Origin of the sequence: Pseudarthrobacter sp. MM222 (assembly GCF_947090775.1) — a bacterium.
Taxonomy (GTDB): domain Bacteria; phylum Actinomycetota; class Actinomycetes; order Actinomycetales; family Micrococcaceae; genus Arthrobacter.
Genome location: NZ_OX352321.1, coordinates 1,490,125 through 1,504,352 on the forward strand (window position 1 = coordinate 1,490,125; position 14,228 = coordinate 1,504,352).

Consider the following 14,228-nt stretch of genomic DNA (forward strand, 5'->3'; position numbering starts at 1 on the left):
TCCCGGTAACAGCAGCTAAACCGTGAATTGGGCACTGCCTTCCATGCAGAGTCCGCTCACAAGGGCCACTACGAAGCTTTCAATATCTTCACGGAACGCCAGTCGGAGGCAGGGTCACACCGCAACAGAGCCGGTGGGTCAAAATGTCACTGCCCCCTGAGATGCTGTGGGTATGGATAGCACGGCAACGTGGAGTGTGGAGAGCAGGGAGGCCCTGGCGGCCGTCGCCGCGTCCATGGCTGCGCTTGCTGCCCTTGCCTTCCCCGGCGCCGGTGGTGACGGCTTTGATGGGTCCGGCACTGGCCCGCTGGAGAACGACAGCGCGCTCGGGGATGCCGATCCGTTGCAGGACCTCGCGGACGCGTACCTGGGCGGGCTGGCCGAGGCGGCCCGGATGGAGGCCGGCTTCGCCGCGCTGAAGGTGCACCTAACCGCCGGCTATGTGCGGGCCGCCGAGGCCCTGGCACCACCGGCGGCGTCCCCGCAGGAGCGCACCGCCCAGGAAATGGCCGTCGTCGCGGAGGTCGCCTGCGTCCTGACCGTCAGCGAACGCAGTGCCGCAGCCCTCCTGTCCGAAGCCCTGGCCCTAACGGCGGCGCTGCCGCTGACCCTGGCTGCCCTGCAGGCCGGGATGATTTCCTGGCAGCACGCCCGGATCCTCGTCGATGAGTCGAGCGGCCTGGACCCTGCCGGTGCCGCCGCGCTGGAGGCGCACTTCCTGGACCCCGCTGCACCGAACCCGGCCCGCGGCTGCCCGGCCGGGGACCTCACTCCGGGCCGGTTCCGGGCGAAGGCCCGCAGCTGGCGGGAGCGCCACCACCCGGCCAGCATCGAGGCACGCCACACCAGAAGCTCCGCGGACCGCCGGGTCGATTACACCCCGGACCGGGACGGCATGGCCTGGTTCTCGGCCTACCTCCCGGCGGACACCGCCGCCGGGATCTGGGACCGGACCACGGCCGCCGCCCGCGCGCTCCAGGGGCCCCACGAGGCCCGCACTCTTCCCCAGCTCCGCGCCGACATCACCGCCACCTGGCTCCTCACCAGCAACGGCACCAGTGGTACCACCGGCGGGACCAGCGGGAACACCAGCAACGCGGGCACGGCCGACGGAACCGGCGGCGGCAGAGCCGGGATCCGGGGAACCGGCGGTAGCGGCTGGGGCCCGGCCGACGGACCCGCCGGGCAGGTCCCGTCACCGCGGGCGCAGGTCCTGATCACCGTCCCGGTCCTGTCCCTCCTCGGCGCCACCGACGAACCCGCCACCCTCGACGGACACGGGCCGATCCCGCCGTCCATGGCCCGGCGCCTGATCGCCGACGGCGCCGACTCCTTCTACCGCGTCCTCACCGACCCCCGCGACGGCGCCCCGCTGGAAATCGGCCGAACCAGCTACCGCCTCACCAAGGCCCAGCGTCAATGGCTCCGCCTCCGCGACGCCAAATGCCCGTTCCCCGGCTGCAACAACCACTCCCTGGACAACGACGCCGACCACCTCCTGGCCTGGGCCGACGGCGGCACCACCGGCATCACCAACCTCGGCCAACCCTGCCCCAAACACCACCGCCTCAAACACACCACCGCCTGGACACCCACCGCCGCCACCAAAACCACCCCACCCGGATGGACCTCACCCACCGGACGCCACTACCCCAGCGAACACCAGGACTGGGAACCACCCCACTGGCCAATCCACCTCCCGGCAACGGACACGTACACGGACACAGAGTTCGACTCCGGCCCGCTCCCGGATCAAGGACCTGAGGACGGACCGGACCAGTTTCCGGACCAGGATCCTGACGACGATCTGAACCACGAACTGAACGAGGACCCGATCGAGGATCCGGGCCGGGATCCCGAACTGGAACTGCCCGCGGACCCTTGCCCGGGCTGGCACTCGATTCCGGATGGGGATCCCTTCACGATCGCGGATCGCTTAGCCACCGGAGATCCCTTGCCCGCCGCATGCACTCCGGCCCCAAGCCAGGGCGCGGCGGAAAAACGCCACCGCAGGTTCCGGACTGGCGGCGTGACCCCTGTTCAAGTGACCGGAGATCGCCGTTCGATGGACCCGAGACAGTGCAGGACCTGACGGAAGCCCGCCCCCGGCGTCGTGCCATCCGTTGACCCATTTACTCGCACCGCCGTTCGGGCGCAGCCGCCGGCCGCTGATGGGTTCATGGCAACACCAACCGCAGAGCTCCTTGGGCCTGGTGCGCAGGTGTTAGTGTGACGACTTGCCGGGCGCTCCGGATCCGGCACATTCGTCCACAGGACCCGCGATCCCGGAAGCCGGCTGATGCAAACACCCTTCGAGAAGCCCTCCTCCGGTCCCTCTCGCGTCATCTTCTACGGTGTCACGGGCAGCGGGAAATCCTCGGCCGCCCGAGCATACGCGTTGGCGTCCGGGCTCCCGGAGTACTCGGCCGACGACGACGTCGGCTGGCTTCCGGGCTGGCAGCAGCCCAGCACCGAAGCGCAACGGAAGGTCGCCCAAGGCATAGCCGCCCAGGACCGGTGGGTGCTGGACAGCGCTTACGGTGTTTGGCGGGATCTGGTGGTTTCCAGGGCGGACCTCATAGTGGGGCTGGACTACCCGCGCTGGCTCTCGCTCAGCCGCCTGATCCGCCGCTCTGTGCGGCGCGTCGTCACCCGGCAGCCCGTCTGCAACGGCAACGTCGAGACGCTTGCCCGGCTCCTCGCAAAGGACTCGAATATCGCCTGGCATTTCAGGTCGTTCAAGCGGAAGCGGCGCGTGATACGCGAGCTGCACACGGACCCGAACATGCCTGCAGTGCTGGTCTTCCGGCGGCCCCGGGATCTTGAGGCCTGGCTTGAGCAGGTGGCGCGCGACGGACGCGGGGTCGGCAGGCCCTGACCGGACGACGGCGGAGGCGCATCCTCAGGCGCATCGCCCGCCCGGCCGCCGCCGGCCCGCCGCTGGCGTCCGAGAAGCTCTACTACTTCTTCCCGAATAGTCCGCCCAGCAGCCCACCCAGCCCGCCGTTGCCGCCGTCGTCGTCCTTCTTTCGCTCTTCCGGCTGGCTCCCGGGAAGGTCCACCTCGATGAGCTCACCCGGCCGCGGCGCGCCGCCGACCGGCTGGTCCTGTGGCTGGCCCTGGGGCACGGACTGCGGAGCCGTCTGCGGGTCCAGCCTGCTGTCCAGCCCGGCGTCGGGAGCCAATTGCCGGTCCGGCGCCTGGCCGCCACCGAGCAACCCGCCCAGCAGGTCGCCCAAACCGCCCTGTCCGCCGCCAGCGGCAGCACCGCCAAGCATCCCGCCCAGAATGCCGCCGAGGTCGATCCCGCCGGCCTGCCCGGACCCGTCAGCGCCGCGCGACGACTGCCCGCGTCCACCGAGAACCTTGTTGGCAAGGTAGGACATCACGATCGGCGCCAGGATCGGCAGGAGCTTCTTGACGAGGTCCCCGCCCACCCCGCCCAGCTGCGCGGTGCCGGCCAGCTGGCTCGCCACCTGGTCCTGCTGCCCGCCGAAGACGTGGCTGACAATCTTTTCACCGTCCGCGGTATCCACCTGGGCCACGTCCACGCCTCCATCGATCAGCCCGTCCTGATGCTGGCTGAGCGCCGACTCGAGCGAGGCGGCGCCGTCGGGGGCCTGAGCGTTGTTGTGCATTCCCGCGAGCAGCGTGGGGACGGCGGCCTCCACGGCTGCCTGGGCGGTTTGCGGGTCCGTGCCGAGCAGGCCGGCAATCTGGTCTACCGGGATCTGCCCGAGGATGTCGTTGAGCTCAGTCATGGTGTACTCCTTCAGCCGCACCAGCGCGCGGCGATGAGGTGAATCGGCGACTGCGCAGACGCCGTGAAAGTGTTGCCCTAGCATCGTAGTCCGGGCCGCCGGACCGCGGAAGACGGCGCCTGCGGCCACTGCCGGGGGCGTCAGGGGCCCGTGTTGATTGCAGGTAATCTTAGAGAGTTCCGGAGCCGGCACCGTTTCTCCGGAAGAGCTCATGGCAGGTAGCAAAAGGCGAGGTTGATGGTCCACATCTGGAACGATCCGTCCGAAGTCCCGGCGGACTTTGGTCCTTCCGTTGTCACGTTCGGCAACTTCGACGGCGTGCACCGCGGCCACCAGCAGGTCCTCTCCCAGCTCATCCGCATCGCACGCTTGAACCACGCCCGCGCGGTCGCCATCACCTTCGACCCGCACCCCGCGCAGGTGCATCGGCCCGAGGCGGCCCCGGAACTGATCATGGGGCTGGAGGACAAACTGGCCGCCCTCGGAGAGCTCGGCCTCGACGCCGTGCTGGTGATGAAGTACTCGCTAGAACTGGCCAGCCTGACTGCCGAGGAATTCGTCGACACCGTCCTGGTCGGCAGCCTCCGCGCCAGCCACGTCGTGATCGGCCACGACGCCCGCTTCGGCCGCGGCAACTCCGGGGACCTGCACACGATGCAGGAACTCGGGAAAAAGCTTGGCTTTGAGGTGCTGGTCATCAGCGAATTCGGCTCCGAAGGGTTTCCCATCCATGACGACGCCGGCAAGGACCGCCGGTGCTCCTCCACCTGGGTCCGCGAGGCGCTGCGGGAAGGCGACGTCGCCACCGCCGCCGCCGTCCTCGGCCGGCCGCACCGAATGCGCGGCGAGGTGGTGCACGGTGCCGCCCGCGGCCGCGACCTCGGCTTTCCCACCGCCAACCTGGCCTCCAGCTCGACCGGCTATATCCCCGCCGACGGCATCTACGCCGGTTGGCTCGTGGATGAGGCGGGCACCCGCTGGCCGGCCGCGATCTCGGTCGGCTCCAACCCCACCTTCGACGGCGTAAGCCGCCAGGTGGAAGCCCACGTCATCGATCGTCCGGAAGAGGCCGTGGAGGACTTCGATCTGTACGGCCAGACAGTAGTGGTGGAATTCGTCGCCAGACTGCGCGGCATGGTGGCGTACCGTGGCCCTGAAGCGCTCGTGGACCAGATGCGCCTGGACGTGGTCCAGGCCCACCAGATCCTGTTCCGCGCCGGCCGCACGCGCTGACCGTTCGGTAGGAAGCACAGCCAGTTGGCAAGAAAGGCAAGAGCCGTGACCATCGAGAAGAACACCAGGGAGCTGGACAAGGACATTGTCCGCGACTTCAGCTCCCGGATGAGCTACGCGTCCTATCTGCAGCTGCCGACGCTGCTCAGCGCGCAGCAGCCGGTGAGCGCTCCGGAGCACCACGACGAGATGCTGTTCATCATCCAGCATCAGACCACCGAACTGTGGCTGAAGCTGGTCCTGCACGAGCTCCGCAGCGCCGCCGCGTGGCTCCGCTCCGACGACCTCGGCTCGGCGCTGAAGGCCATCGCCCGCGTCAAGCACATTCAGAAGACGCTGACCGAGCAGTGGTCCGTGCTGGCCACTCTCACCCCCACTGAGTATTCGCAGTTCCGCGGCTTCCTGGGAAACTCCTCCGGCTTCCAGTCCAGCCAGTACCGCGCGGTTGAGTTTGTGCTCGGCAACAAGAACCGCAAGATGCTGCCGGTCTTCGAATCCGACCCCGAGGCCCATGCGATGCTGCTGGAACTCCTCGAGGCTCCGAGCATCTACGACGACTTCCTGGCCTACCTCAAGCGCCAGGGCTTCGACGTCCCGGCCTCCCTGCTGGAACGCGACGTCACGAAAGCCCACGAGTTCTGCCCGGAACTGGTCCCGGTCTTCAAGTACATCTACGAAAACGCGGCGGACAACTGGGGTGCCTACGAGGCGTGCGAAGAGCTCGTGGACCTCGAGGACAACTTCCAGCTCTGGCGATTCCGCCACCTGCGCACGGTGCAGCGGACCATCGGAATGAAGTCCGGCACGGGCGGCTCCAGCGGCGCCGCCTTCCTGCAGAAGGCGCTCGAGCTGACGTTCTTCCCCGAGCTCTTTGCGGTACGGACGGAGATTGGCCAGTGAGCATCTCCACCAAAACCGAAGCAACGGACCTCCTGTGGCAGCGCGCCCTCGAACTCGACGCCGCCGACCCGCTGGCCGCGTACCGCGAGCAGTTCATCGGCACGGACACGGACCTGTCCTACCTCGACGGCAACTCGCTGGGCCGCCCGCTCAACCGCACAGTCACCGACATCAGCAGCTTCATCCAGGGCAGCTGGGGCGGCCGGCTGATCCGCGGCTGGGACGAGGAATGGCTGGAGCTCCCGCAGGCCATCGGCGACCAGCTTGGGCGGGCCGTGCTGGGTGCCGCACCCGGGCAGACCATCATCGCCGACTCCACCACCGTGGTGCTCTACAAGCTGATCCGCGCCGCACTGGCCGCCGTGACCGATCCGGACCGCACGGAAATCGTGCTGGACACCGATAATTTCCCCACCGACCGCTACCTCGTCGAAGGCATCGCCCGCGAGGAGGGTCTCACCCTGCGTTGGATCGACGCCGATCCCGCGTCCGGCGTGACCGTCGAACAGGTGCGCGCCGCGACGGGCCCGGCCACCGCCGTCGTGGTGCTCAGCCAGATCGCCTACCGCTCCGGGTACCTCGCGGACCTGCCGGGCATCACCGCTGCCGCGCACGACGCCGGCGCGCTGATCGTGTGGGACCTGTGCCACTCCGCCGGTTCAGTGGAGATCGGCCTGGACGACGCCGGCGTCGACTTCGCCGCCGGCTGCACTTACAAGTACCTGAACGGGGGACCGGGCTCGCCGGCGTTCGCCTACGTCAACGTCCGGCACCTGCCCGGCCTGCAGCAGCCGATCTGGGGCTGGATGGGGCGCAAGGATGCTTTCGAGATGGGCCCCGGCTACGAAGCCGCCAACGGCATCCGCGGGTTCCTCAGCGGCACGCCGGCGATCTTCGGGATGCTCGCCATGCGCGGGACGCTGGACCTGCTCGAGGAAGTGGGAATGGCGGCGGTCCGGGAGAAGTCGCGGCTGCTGACCGCGTTCGCCGTCGAACTCCACGACGCGTGGCTGGCGCCCGCGGGCGTGAGCCTCGGAACGCCGCGGGACCCCGAGGCGCGCGGCAGCCACATCACGGTCGACCACCCGGCGTTCCGCGAGATGACCGCCGCCCTGTGGGAGCAGGATGTCATTCCGGATTTCCGGGCGCCGCACGGCATTCGGATCGGCCTCTCGCCGCTCAGCACGTCCTTTGCCGAGCTGTACAGAGGCGTCGCCGCGATCCGGGACCGGCTGCAGGGCCCCGGTTTCGACAAGATCCCGGCCGTGCCGGTAAACTAAGCGTTGGATCCGGCTGCAGTCCGTGGCGGCTGGCTCTTGTTGTGAACGGCGAACGTCCTCTTTCGGAGGAGATCCCCGGCGCGGCACCCCCGGCAGTGAGTTACTGATTCGGGCCTCACGGCACATCTCTAGGAGTTATCGTGGCACTTGAAGCCGCTGTAAAGCAGTCCATCATTCAGGATTTCGCAACGTCCGAGGGCGACACCGGTTCGCCGGAGGTCCAGGTTGCAGTCCTGACTCAGCGGATCAAGGATCTCACTGAGCACATGAAGGTGCACAAGCACGATTACCACACCCAGCGCGGTCTGCTGGCCATGGTTGGTCGTCGCAAGCGCATGCTGACCTACCTCAAGAACACTGACATCACCCGCTACCGCGCGCTCATCGAGCGTCTCGGCCTGCGCCGCTAGTCAGCTGTAAGGGGCGGCCCCTTCCGTGACGGAAAGGGCCGCCTTCTTCAAACAAAACTCAACAGGAGGATCAACCGCATCACGCATTCGCGGTCCTCGGTAGTGATCCCCGGGAACGGCTTCAAGGATTGAAGCCCGGCCCGTGGGTCTCGATCGATGACCGGGTGCAGTGCAGGCCAGTAGACAGATGCTGGGCTGGGTTGATGCGGCTGGGCTCCGTGAACCATGAAACGGAGGTGACTCTCTATGGAGGGTCCCGAAATCCAGTTCTCAGAAGCAGTCATTGATAACGGCCGCTTCGGCAAGCGTGTAATCCGCTTTGAAACCGGCCGCCTTGCCAAGCAGGCAGCCGGCGCAGCGATGGTCTACATCGACGAAGAGACCGCGCTGCTGTCCGCCACCACCGCCGGCAAGCACCCGCGCGAAGGCTTCGACTTCTTCCCGCTGACCGTCGACGTCGAAGAGCGCATGTACGCCGCCGGCCGCATCCCGGGCTCGTTCTTCCGCCGCGAAGGCCGCCCCTCCACGGAGGCCATCTTGGCCTGCCGCCTGATGGACCGCCCGCTGCGCCCCGCCTTCGTCAAGGGCCTGCGCAACGAGGTCCAGATCGTCGTCACCGTGCTCTCCATCGATCCGGACGAGCTGTACGACGTGGTCGCGATCAACGCTTCCTCGATGTCCACCCAGCTCTCCGGCCTGCCCTTCTCCGGCCCGATCGGCGGCGTCCGCGTTGCCCTCGTCGCCGACGAGAACGGCTCGCAGTGGGTGGCCTTCCCGAAGCACTCCCAGCTCGAGAACGCCGTCTTCAACATGGTCGTTGCCGGCCGCATCGCAGGTGACGACGTCGCCATCATGATGGTAGAAGCCGAAGCCACCGACAACTCCTGGAACCTCATCAAGGAACAGGGCGCCACCGCCCCGACCGAAGAGGTTGTCTCCGAGGGCCTCGAGGCCGCGAAGCCGTTCATCAAGGCCCTTTGCGAAGCACAGTCCGACCTGGCAGCCCGCGCCGCCAAGCCGACCGTCGAGTTCCCGGTCTTCCTGGACTACCAGGACGACGTCTACGCCGCTGTCGAGTCCGCCGCCGCTGACAAGCTGGCTGCTGTCTTCCAGATCGCCGACAAGCAGGAACGCGACACCGCCTCCGACGAGCTCAAGGACGAGGTCACCTCTTCCCTGGCCGGCCAGTTCGAAGGCCGCGAGAAGGAACTCTCCGCTGCCTTCCGCTCGGTCACCAAGCACGTTGTGCGCCAGCGCATCCTCACGGACCAGATCCGCATCGACGGCCGCGGCCTGACGGACATCCGCCAGCTCACCGCCGAGGTCGAGGTTCTGCCCCGCGTCCACGGTTCGGCCATCTTCGAACGCGGCGAGACCCAGATCATGGGTGTCACCACGCTGAACATGCTGAAGATGGAACAGCAGATCGACTCGCTGTCTCCCGTGACGCGCAAGCGCTACATGCACAACTACAACTTCCCGCCGTACTCCACCGGTGAGACCGGCCGCGTCGGTTCGCCGAAGCGCCGCGAAATCGGCCACGGTGCCTTGGCAGAGCGCGCCATCATGCCGGTGCTGCCGTCCCGCGAGGAATTCCCCTACGCGATCCGCCAGGTGTCTGAGGCTCTCAGCTCCAACGGTTCGACGTCGATGGGTTCCGTCTGCGCCTCCACGCTGTCCCTGCTCAACGCAGGTGTGCCGCTGAAGGCCGCCGTCGCCGGTATCGCCATGGGCCTGGTCTCCGACCAGGTTGACGGCCAGACCCGCTACGCCGCCCTGACCGATATCCTCGGCGCCGAAGATGCCTTCGGTGACATGGACTTCAAGGTCGCCGGCACCGCCGAGTTCGTCACAGCCATCCAGCTGGACACCAAGCTCGACGGCATCCCGGCCTCCGTCCTGGCAGCAGCCCTGAAGCAGGCCCGCGAAGCCCGCCTGCACATCCTGGATGTCCTGAACTCCGCGATCGACACCCCGGACGAGCTCTCCGAGTTCGCGCCGCGCGTCATCGCGGTCAAGATCCCGGTTGACAAGATCGGCGAGGTCATCGGCCCGAAGGGCAAGATGATCAACCAGATCCAGGAAGACACCGGAGCCGACATCTCGATCGAGGACGACGGAACTGTCTACATCGGCGCCACCAACGGCCCGTCTGCCGACGCAGCACGGTCCGCGATCAACGCCATCGCCAACCCGCAGGTCCCCGAAATCGGTGAGCGTTACCTGGGCACGGTCGTCAAGACCACCACCTTCGGCGCCTTCGTTTCGCTGACCCCGGGCAAGGACGGCCTGCTGCACATCTCCGAGCTGCGCAAGATCGCCGGCGGCAAGCGCGTGGACAACGTCGAGGACGTCGTCTCCGTGGGCCAGAAGATCCAGGTGGAAATCACCAAGATCGATGACCGCGGCAAGCTCTCCCTCTCGCCCGTCGTGGCCGACGAGGCAGGCTCCGAGGACTCAGCCAACGCTGAGGTCTCCGTGGAGTCCGCAGAGTAGTCTTTCCTGACTGAAGTGGCGGGGCCGGTGGGGTATTCCACCGGCCCCGTTGCTGTTAAAGGTAGGATGGCAGGCAGATTTGGCACGTGTTCAATGAAAGGCCTTGATGACTGTCGTCCCCCTGCCGCTAGAGCAGAACCAGCACGCTGACACCCTGATCCATGGAGCCGACGGCGGATCCGAGGTGCGCCGCTCCGTCCTGCCGGGTGGTGTCCGCGTGCTGACCGAAGCGATGCCCGGCCAGCGTTCGGCCACCATCGGTTTCTGGGTCGGCGTCGGCTCCCGTGACGAGGCTCCCGGCCAGCACGGTTCCACGCACTTCCTGGAACACCTGCTGTTCAAGGGCACCAGGCGACGCACCGCCATGGAAATCGCCTCGGCCTTCGACGAGGTCGGCGGGGAATCCAACGCCGCCACCGCGAAGGAAAGCACCTGCTACTTCGCCCGCGTGCTCGACACGGACCTGCCCATGGCGATCGACGTCATCGCGGACATGATCACCGGCGCCGTCCTCGATCCCCAGGAGATGGAACAGGAACGGGGCGTCATCCTCGAGGAAATCGCGATGGACAGCGACGACCCCACCGACGTCGCCCACGAACACTTCGTCGCCGCCGTCCTCGGCACCCATCCGCTGGGACGCCCGATCGGGGGCACCCCCGACGCCATCCGCGCCGTCGCCCGCGACTCTGTCTGGGACCACTACCGCCGCTACTACCGCCCCGATGAACTGGTCATCACCGCCGCCGGGGGACTGGACCACGGCGTCGTCTGCGGGCTCGTGGTCGACGCCCTGCACTCCGCCGGCTGGAGTCTGGCACCGGACGCCGCGCCGGTCGAGCGCCGGTCCACCGAACGCGCCGACATCACCGGCACCGCCGGCCTGCACGTGGTCACGCGGCCCGTCGAGCAGGCCAACATCATCATGGGCTGCCCCACGATCGTCGCCACCGACGACCGCCGCTTCGTGATGAGCGTGCTCAATGCCGTGCTGGGTGGCGGCATGTCCTCCCGGCTCTTCCAGGAAGTGCGGGAGAAGCGCGGCCTGGTCTACTCGACCTACTCCTTCGCGTCCTCCTACGCCGACGCCGGCTACTTCGGGATGTACGCCGGCTGCACGCCGTCGAAGGTCCGGCAGGTGCTGGAGCTTCTCGGCGCCGAACTGGACAAGCTCGCCGACGGCGGCATCTCCGACGAGGAACTCCGCAAGGCCGTCGGGCAGCTGTGCGGCGGCATCGTGCTGGCCCTGGAGGACACCGGCTCCCGGATGTCCCGGCTGGGGCGCGCCGAGTTGGTCTCCGGCGAATACCAGGACATCGACGAGACCCTGCGGCAGATCAAGGCCGTGACTGCCGCCGACGTCCAGGAGCTTGCCCGCGAACTGGCCGCCGCCCCGCGGACCATCACCGTCGTCGGCCCCTTCGAGGAGACCGAGACCTTCGGCCTCTGAGCGGGACTGACCGCCGCTGGACAGGGCGGCCGGCCCGGCGTGATGATGGTCCCAGGGTCACTCGGGGAGGAACCATGGACCGGCCGCCGCTGCCAGGCAGTGCACAGGAGGCTCTAGAGGCGTTCCTGGGTCGTTGGACCGGCACGACCCAGTGGGCAGCAACGCGGTGGGGTCCGGCCCGGACCACGGCTGCCGAGATGACCTTTTCGCGGGTGGCGGCCGGTTTTGCCGTGACGGCGAGCTACTGCCACATCGAAGCCGACGGAAACCGCAGCGAGGGCCAGGGTGTCTTCACCGCGTACCCGGACCATCCGGACATGCTGTTGTACTTCGTCAACAGCCGAGGGCTGCCGCGGGAGCCCCCCGCACAGGCCAGCTGGCTGGGCGGCATCCTGACCGTGGACCGCCGGAGCGAGCGGGGAACGGCGCGGCACACCTTCGAGGTTGCGGGCAACGTCATGACGCACACGGCGGGCCTCCGGCTGGGGGCTGCGACTGAATTTACCCGCTTCATGACCTCTGTAGGCCAGCGCGCGCCGGATCCCGGGCCCGGATCCCGGCTGAAGGCGCCCGAGCCGGTCCCGGCGGTGCCACGGTTGGAACGGGCCTAGGACGGCTGGGATTCCGCGTTCGGCGTGCTGGTCGAGGCATTGGCCTGATCGGCCGGGGGGAGCTGCCGCCGGCTCGCCAGCAGGAACGGCACCGCGATCAACTCGATTACGCCGCTGATGGCCAGCGACGCCGGGTAGCCGTACACATCGGCTGCCCGGCCGAGCGCCGGCTGGACCACGACCCCACCGCTCGAGCCCATGAGCGAGTCGAAGCTGAGTACGGTTGCCCGTTGCCTCGAGGGGATCATGTCGTTCAGATAGGCCTGCCGGACCGGTGTGCCAGCCGAGGCGACCAGGGCCCAGAGCGCCAACAGCACCAGGGCGACCCAGAACACCCGGGTGAACCCGAGCACCACCAGAATCACGGAGCTCCCGAGGCTGCTCAGGATCAACACCGTCGTGCGCTTGCGGACGAGGCGCCTGAGGCGGGGTGCGATCCAGCCGCCGAGCACCTGCGCCCCGGCGACGATTGCCGCAGCCAGGCCCGCCACGGAGTACGCGCGGGGGTCGCCGAAGAGCTCCAGGAGGTACGGCTGCAGGGCGTAGAACACATAGATCCCGACGCCCGCGCTGAAAGGGGCGGCGAGCATCACGAAACGCACCGGCGGGTTCTTCAGGCCGTTCTCGATCGAGGCGGAGAGTACGGCCCGGGTGGCCCGGAGCGGATGAGCCGAGCGCTCGGGGGTGAAACCGACGTCGCGCATAAGCCAAAAGGCCACCAGGAACAAGGCCACCAGCACACCCACGCGCAGCAGGAACGGCACTCCCAGGTCGGTGGCCTGCGCAATCACACCTCCAGCCACTGACCCGCCCAGCATCGCGACGCCGGACACCATCTGTCCGCGCCCGAGCACCGGCTCAAGCCCGCCTTCGTATCCCGAGAAGCGCAGCGCGTCGACGAGCCACGCCTCGACCGCACCCGAGAAGAAGGTGAAGCCGAGGCCGAGCAGGACTGACACCACCGCCCATGACCAGAACGGCGCGGAAAACAGCCATAACAGGTAGTAGAGGTAGGTCGATGCCGACAGGGTCACGGTGCCCAGCAGAAACGAGACGCGGCGTCCCCACCCATCGGCTATCACTCCGGTGGGCACCTCGAACAGGACCATGCCGGCCGTGAAGAAGGCGTTGGCGGCAAAGGCCTCGAGGTTGCTCAGTCCGGCATCCAGCAGGAAGAGGGTGTTGATGCCCCAGATGAACGAGGCTGCGAGGGTGTTGCCCAGCGTCAACGTGAGGTAGATGCGCTGGATCTTGCGGGAGGCGGCGTTCATCGTGTCGCTGTCCCCGCCCGGGGTATGGGGGAGCACGTGCCCATTCTCGTCCGCCTCGTCGCCGTGCGCTATGGGGTCCGGCCTACCTGCACTGTTGCCCAACGTTGCAAAGCGGCCCGGAACCGCAGCCGGGACGCGCCGACTGTCCGGCCCGGCCTCAGAGTGCGGACTCCAGGATCCGGGTTTTCGGAGCCCCCATAAGGGCGGGCGCGACGTCGGGGGAGTTCCAGACCGTCGCGTGCAGCTTGGCCAGGAAGGCCTCGGCCTGCCCGGGCTGCCCGAAGTCGAGTTCCACCACCACGTAGCGCGGGTCATCCACGGGCCGGCTGATCCGGTGGGCCGTAACCCCGGACCCGGCGCGGTCCGCCGGATCGCGGTCGAAGGCCGCTTTCCACAGGTCAAAGTCCTTGATCCCGTGCTCGATCTGCAAGGTGTACATCGCACTCACTCCTCGTGGCTGTCGTCCCGATATGGCTGTAGTCCGGTTGCTGCCGGGTCCAACCAAGCTAGGCCGGGCAGGCCCCGGGCACCATCCCCGGAATGCTAGCCCCCGGCGAAGGGCGGCAGGACGTCCACGACGTCGGCCGGGTTCAGCGCCGCGCTGCGGTCCCGCACGGCCACCTCATTGAGCAGGAAGCTGGAGCGGGACAGGATGCGCGCCAGCGGCGGCGTCCCGGCGGGCGGTTCGGGACGCTCGACGGCGAGGATCGCCTCCAGCAGGCTCGCGAGCGTGTCACCGTCGGACAGCTCAAAGCGTTCCTCGTCCACACCGGCGGCAGCGCGCGCGGCAGCGAAGTAGCGTACGTTCATGGTTTA

The 14,228-nt window shown here is 68.0% G+C and carries 13 protein-coding genes; 9 read left to right on the plus strand and 4 right to left on the minus strand.

The window, feature by feature from the left end; genetic code table 11:
• The first annotated feature begins 172 nt into the window (after positions 1–172).
• Positions 173–2,092, plus strand: coding sequence for an HNH endonuclease signature motif containing protein (locus OM977_RS06735; protein ID WP_264356726.1), 1,920 nt, complete (start codon positions 173–175; stop codon positions 2,090–2,092).
• Between the two features lie 207 nt (positions 2,093–2,299).
• Entirely contained in the window at positions 2,300–2,878 is a 579-nt protein-coding gene (locus OM977_RS06740; protein ID WP_264356727.1) for an adenylate kinase, read from the plus strand.
• Positions 2,879–2,960: 82 nt separating this feature from the next.
• Here the strand turns inward: OM977_RS06740 and OM977_RS06745 are convergent, their stop codons facing one another.
• Entirely contained in the window at positions 2,961–3,761 is an 801-nt protein-coding gene (locus OM977_RS06745) for a DUF937 domain-containing protein (protein WP_264356728.1), read from the minus strand.
• Positions 3,762–3,998: 237 nt separating this feature from the next.
• Between OM977_RS06745 and OM977_RS06750 the strand changes: the two genes are divergently transcribed.
• The 7 genes from OM977_RS06750 to OM977_RS06780 all read left to right on the plus strand — a co-directional run bounded on the left by OM977_RS06750 (position 3,999) and on the right by OM977_RS06780 (position 12,141).
• The gene (locus OM977_RS06750; protein WP_264356729.1) at positions 3,999–4,994 is read left to right on the plus strand and encodes a bifunctional riboflavin kinase/FAD synthetase; all 996 of its coding nucleotides are present in this window, start codon (positions 3,999–4,001) and stop codon (positions 4,992–4,994) included.
• A 45-nt stretch (positions 4,995–5,039) separates the two neighbouring features.
• Positions 5,040–5,894, plus strand: a complete 855-nt coding sequence (gene kynA / locus OM977_RS06755) for a tryptophan 2,3-dioxygenase (protein ID WP_264356730.1) — start codon at positions 5,040–5,042, stop codon at positions 5,892–5,894.
• A complete protein-coding gene (gene kynU, locus OM977_RS06760) occupies positions 5,891–7,174 on the plus strand; it encodes a kynureninase (protein ID WP_264356731.1) in 1,284 nt (427 codons plus the stop codon). Before kynA ends, kynU begins: the two co-directional genes overlap by 4 nt.
• Positions 7,175–7,314: 140 nt before the next feature.
• Positions 7,315–7,584, plus strand: a complete 270-nt coding sequence (gene rpsO / locus OM977_RS06765) for a 30S ribosomal protein S15 (RefSeq protein WP_104063120.1) — start codon at positions 7,315–7,317, stop codon at positions 7,582–7,584.
• A gap of 246 nt (positions 7,585–7,830) precedes the next feature.
• Entirely contained in the window at positions 7,831–10,080 is a 2,250-nt protein-coding gene (locus OM977_RS06770; protein ID WP_264356732.1) for a polyribonucleotide nucleotidyltransferase, read from the plus strand.
• Between the two features lie 106 nt (positions 10,081–10,186).
• Positions 10,187–11,530 carry a M16 family metallopeptidase gene (locus OM977_RS06775; RefSeq protein ID WP_264356733.1) on the plus strand — a complete coding sequence of 448 codons (1,344 nt, stop codon included), beginning with the start codon at positions 10,187–10,189 and terminating at the stop codon, positions 11,528–11,530.
• A 197-nt stretch (positions 11,531–11,727) separates the two neighbouring features.
• Positions 11,728–12,141 carry a DUF1579 domain-containing protein gene (locus tag OM977_RS06780; RefSeq protein ID WP_264356734.1) on the plus strand — a complete coding sequence of 138 codons (414 nt, stop codon included), beginning with the start codon at positions 11,728–11,730 and terminating at the stop codon, positions 12,139–12,141.
• Here the strand turns inward: OM977_RS06780 and OM977_RS06785 are convergent.
• The 3 genes from OM977_RS06785 to OM977_RS06795 all read right to left on the minus strand — a co-directional run bounded on the left by OM977_RS06785 (position 12,138) and on the right by OM977_RS06795 (position 14,222).
• On the minus strand, positions 12,138–13,412 hold the full coding sequence (locus OM977_RS06785) for an MFS transporter (protein WP_264357335.1): 1,275 nt from the start codon (positions 13,410–13,412) through the stop codon (positions 12,138–12,140). The two genes, OM977_RS06780 and OM977_RS06785, sit on opposite strands and share 4 nt — an antisense overlap.
• Positions 13,413–13,569: 157 nt before the next feature.
• On the minus strand, positions 13,570–13,851 hold the full coding sequence (locus tag OM977_RS06790) for a hypothetical protein (protein WP_264356735.1): 282 nt from the start codon (positions 13,849–13,851) through the stop codon (positions 13,570–13,572).
• Between the two features lie 104 nt (positions 13,852–13,955).
• The gene (locus tag OM977_RS06795) at positions 13,956–14,222 is read right to left on the minus strand and encodes a MoaD/ThiS family protein (protein WP_264356736.1); all 267 of its coding nucleotides are present in this window, start codon (positions 14,220–14,222) and stop codon (positions 13,956–13,958) included.
• Positions 14,223–14,228: the final 6 nt, after the last annotated feature.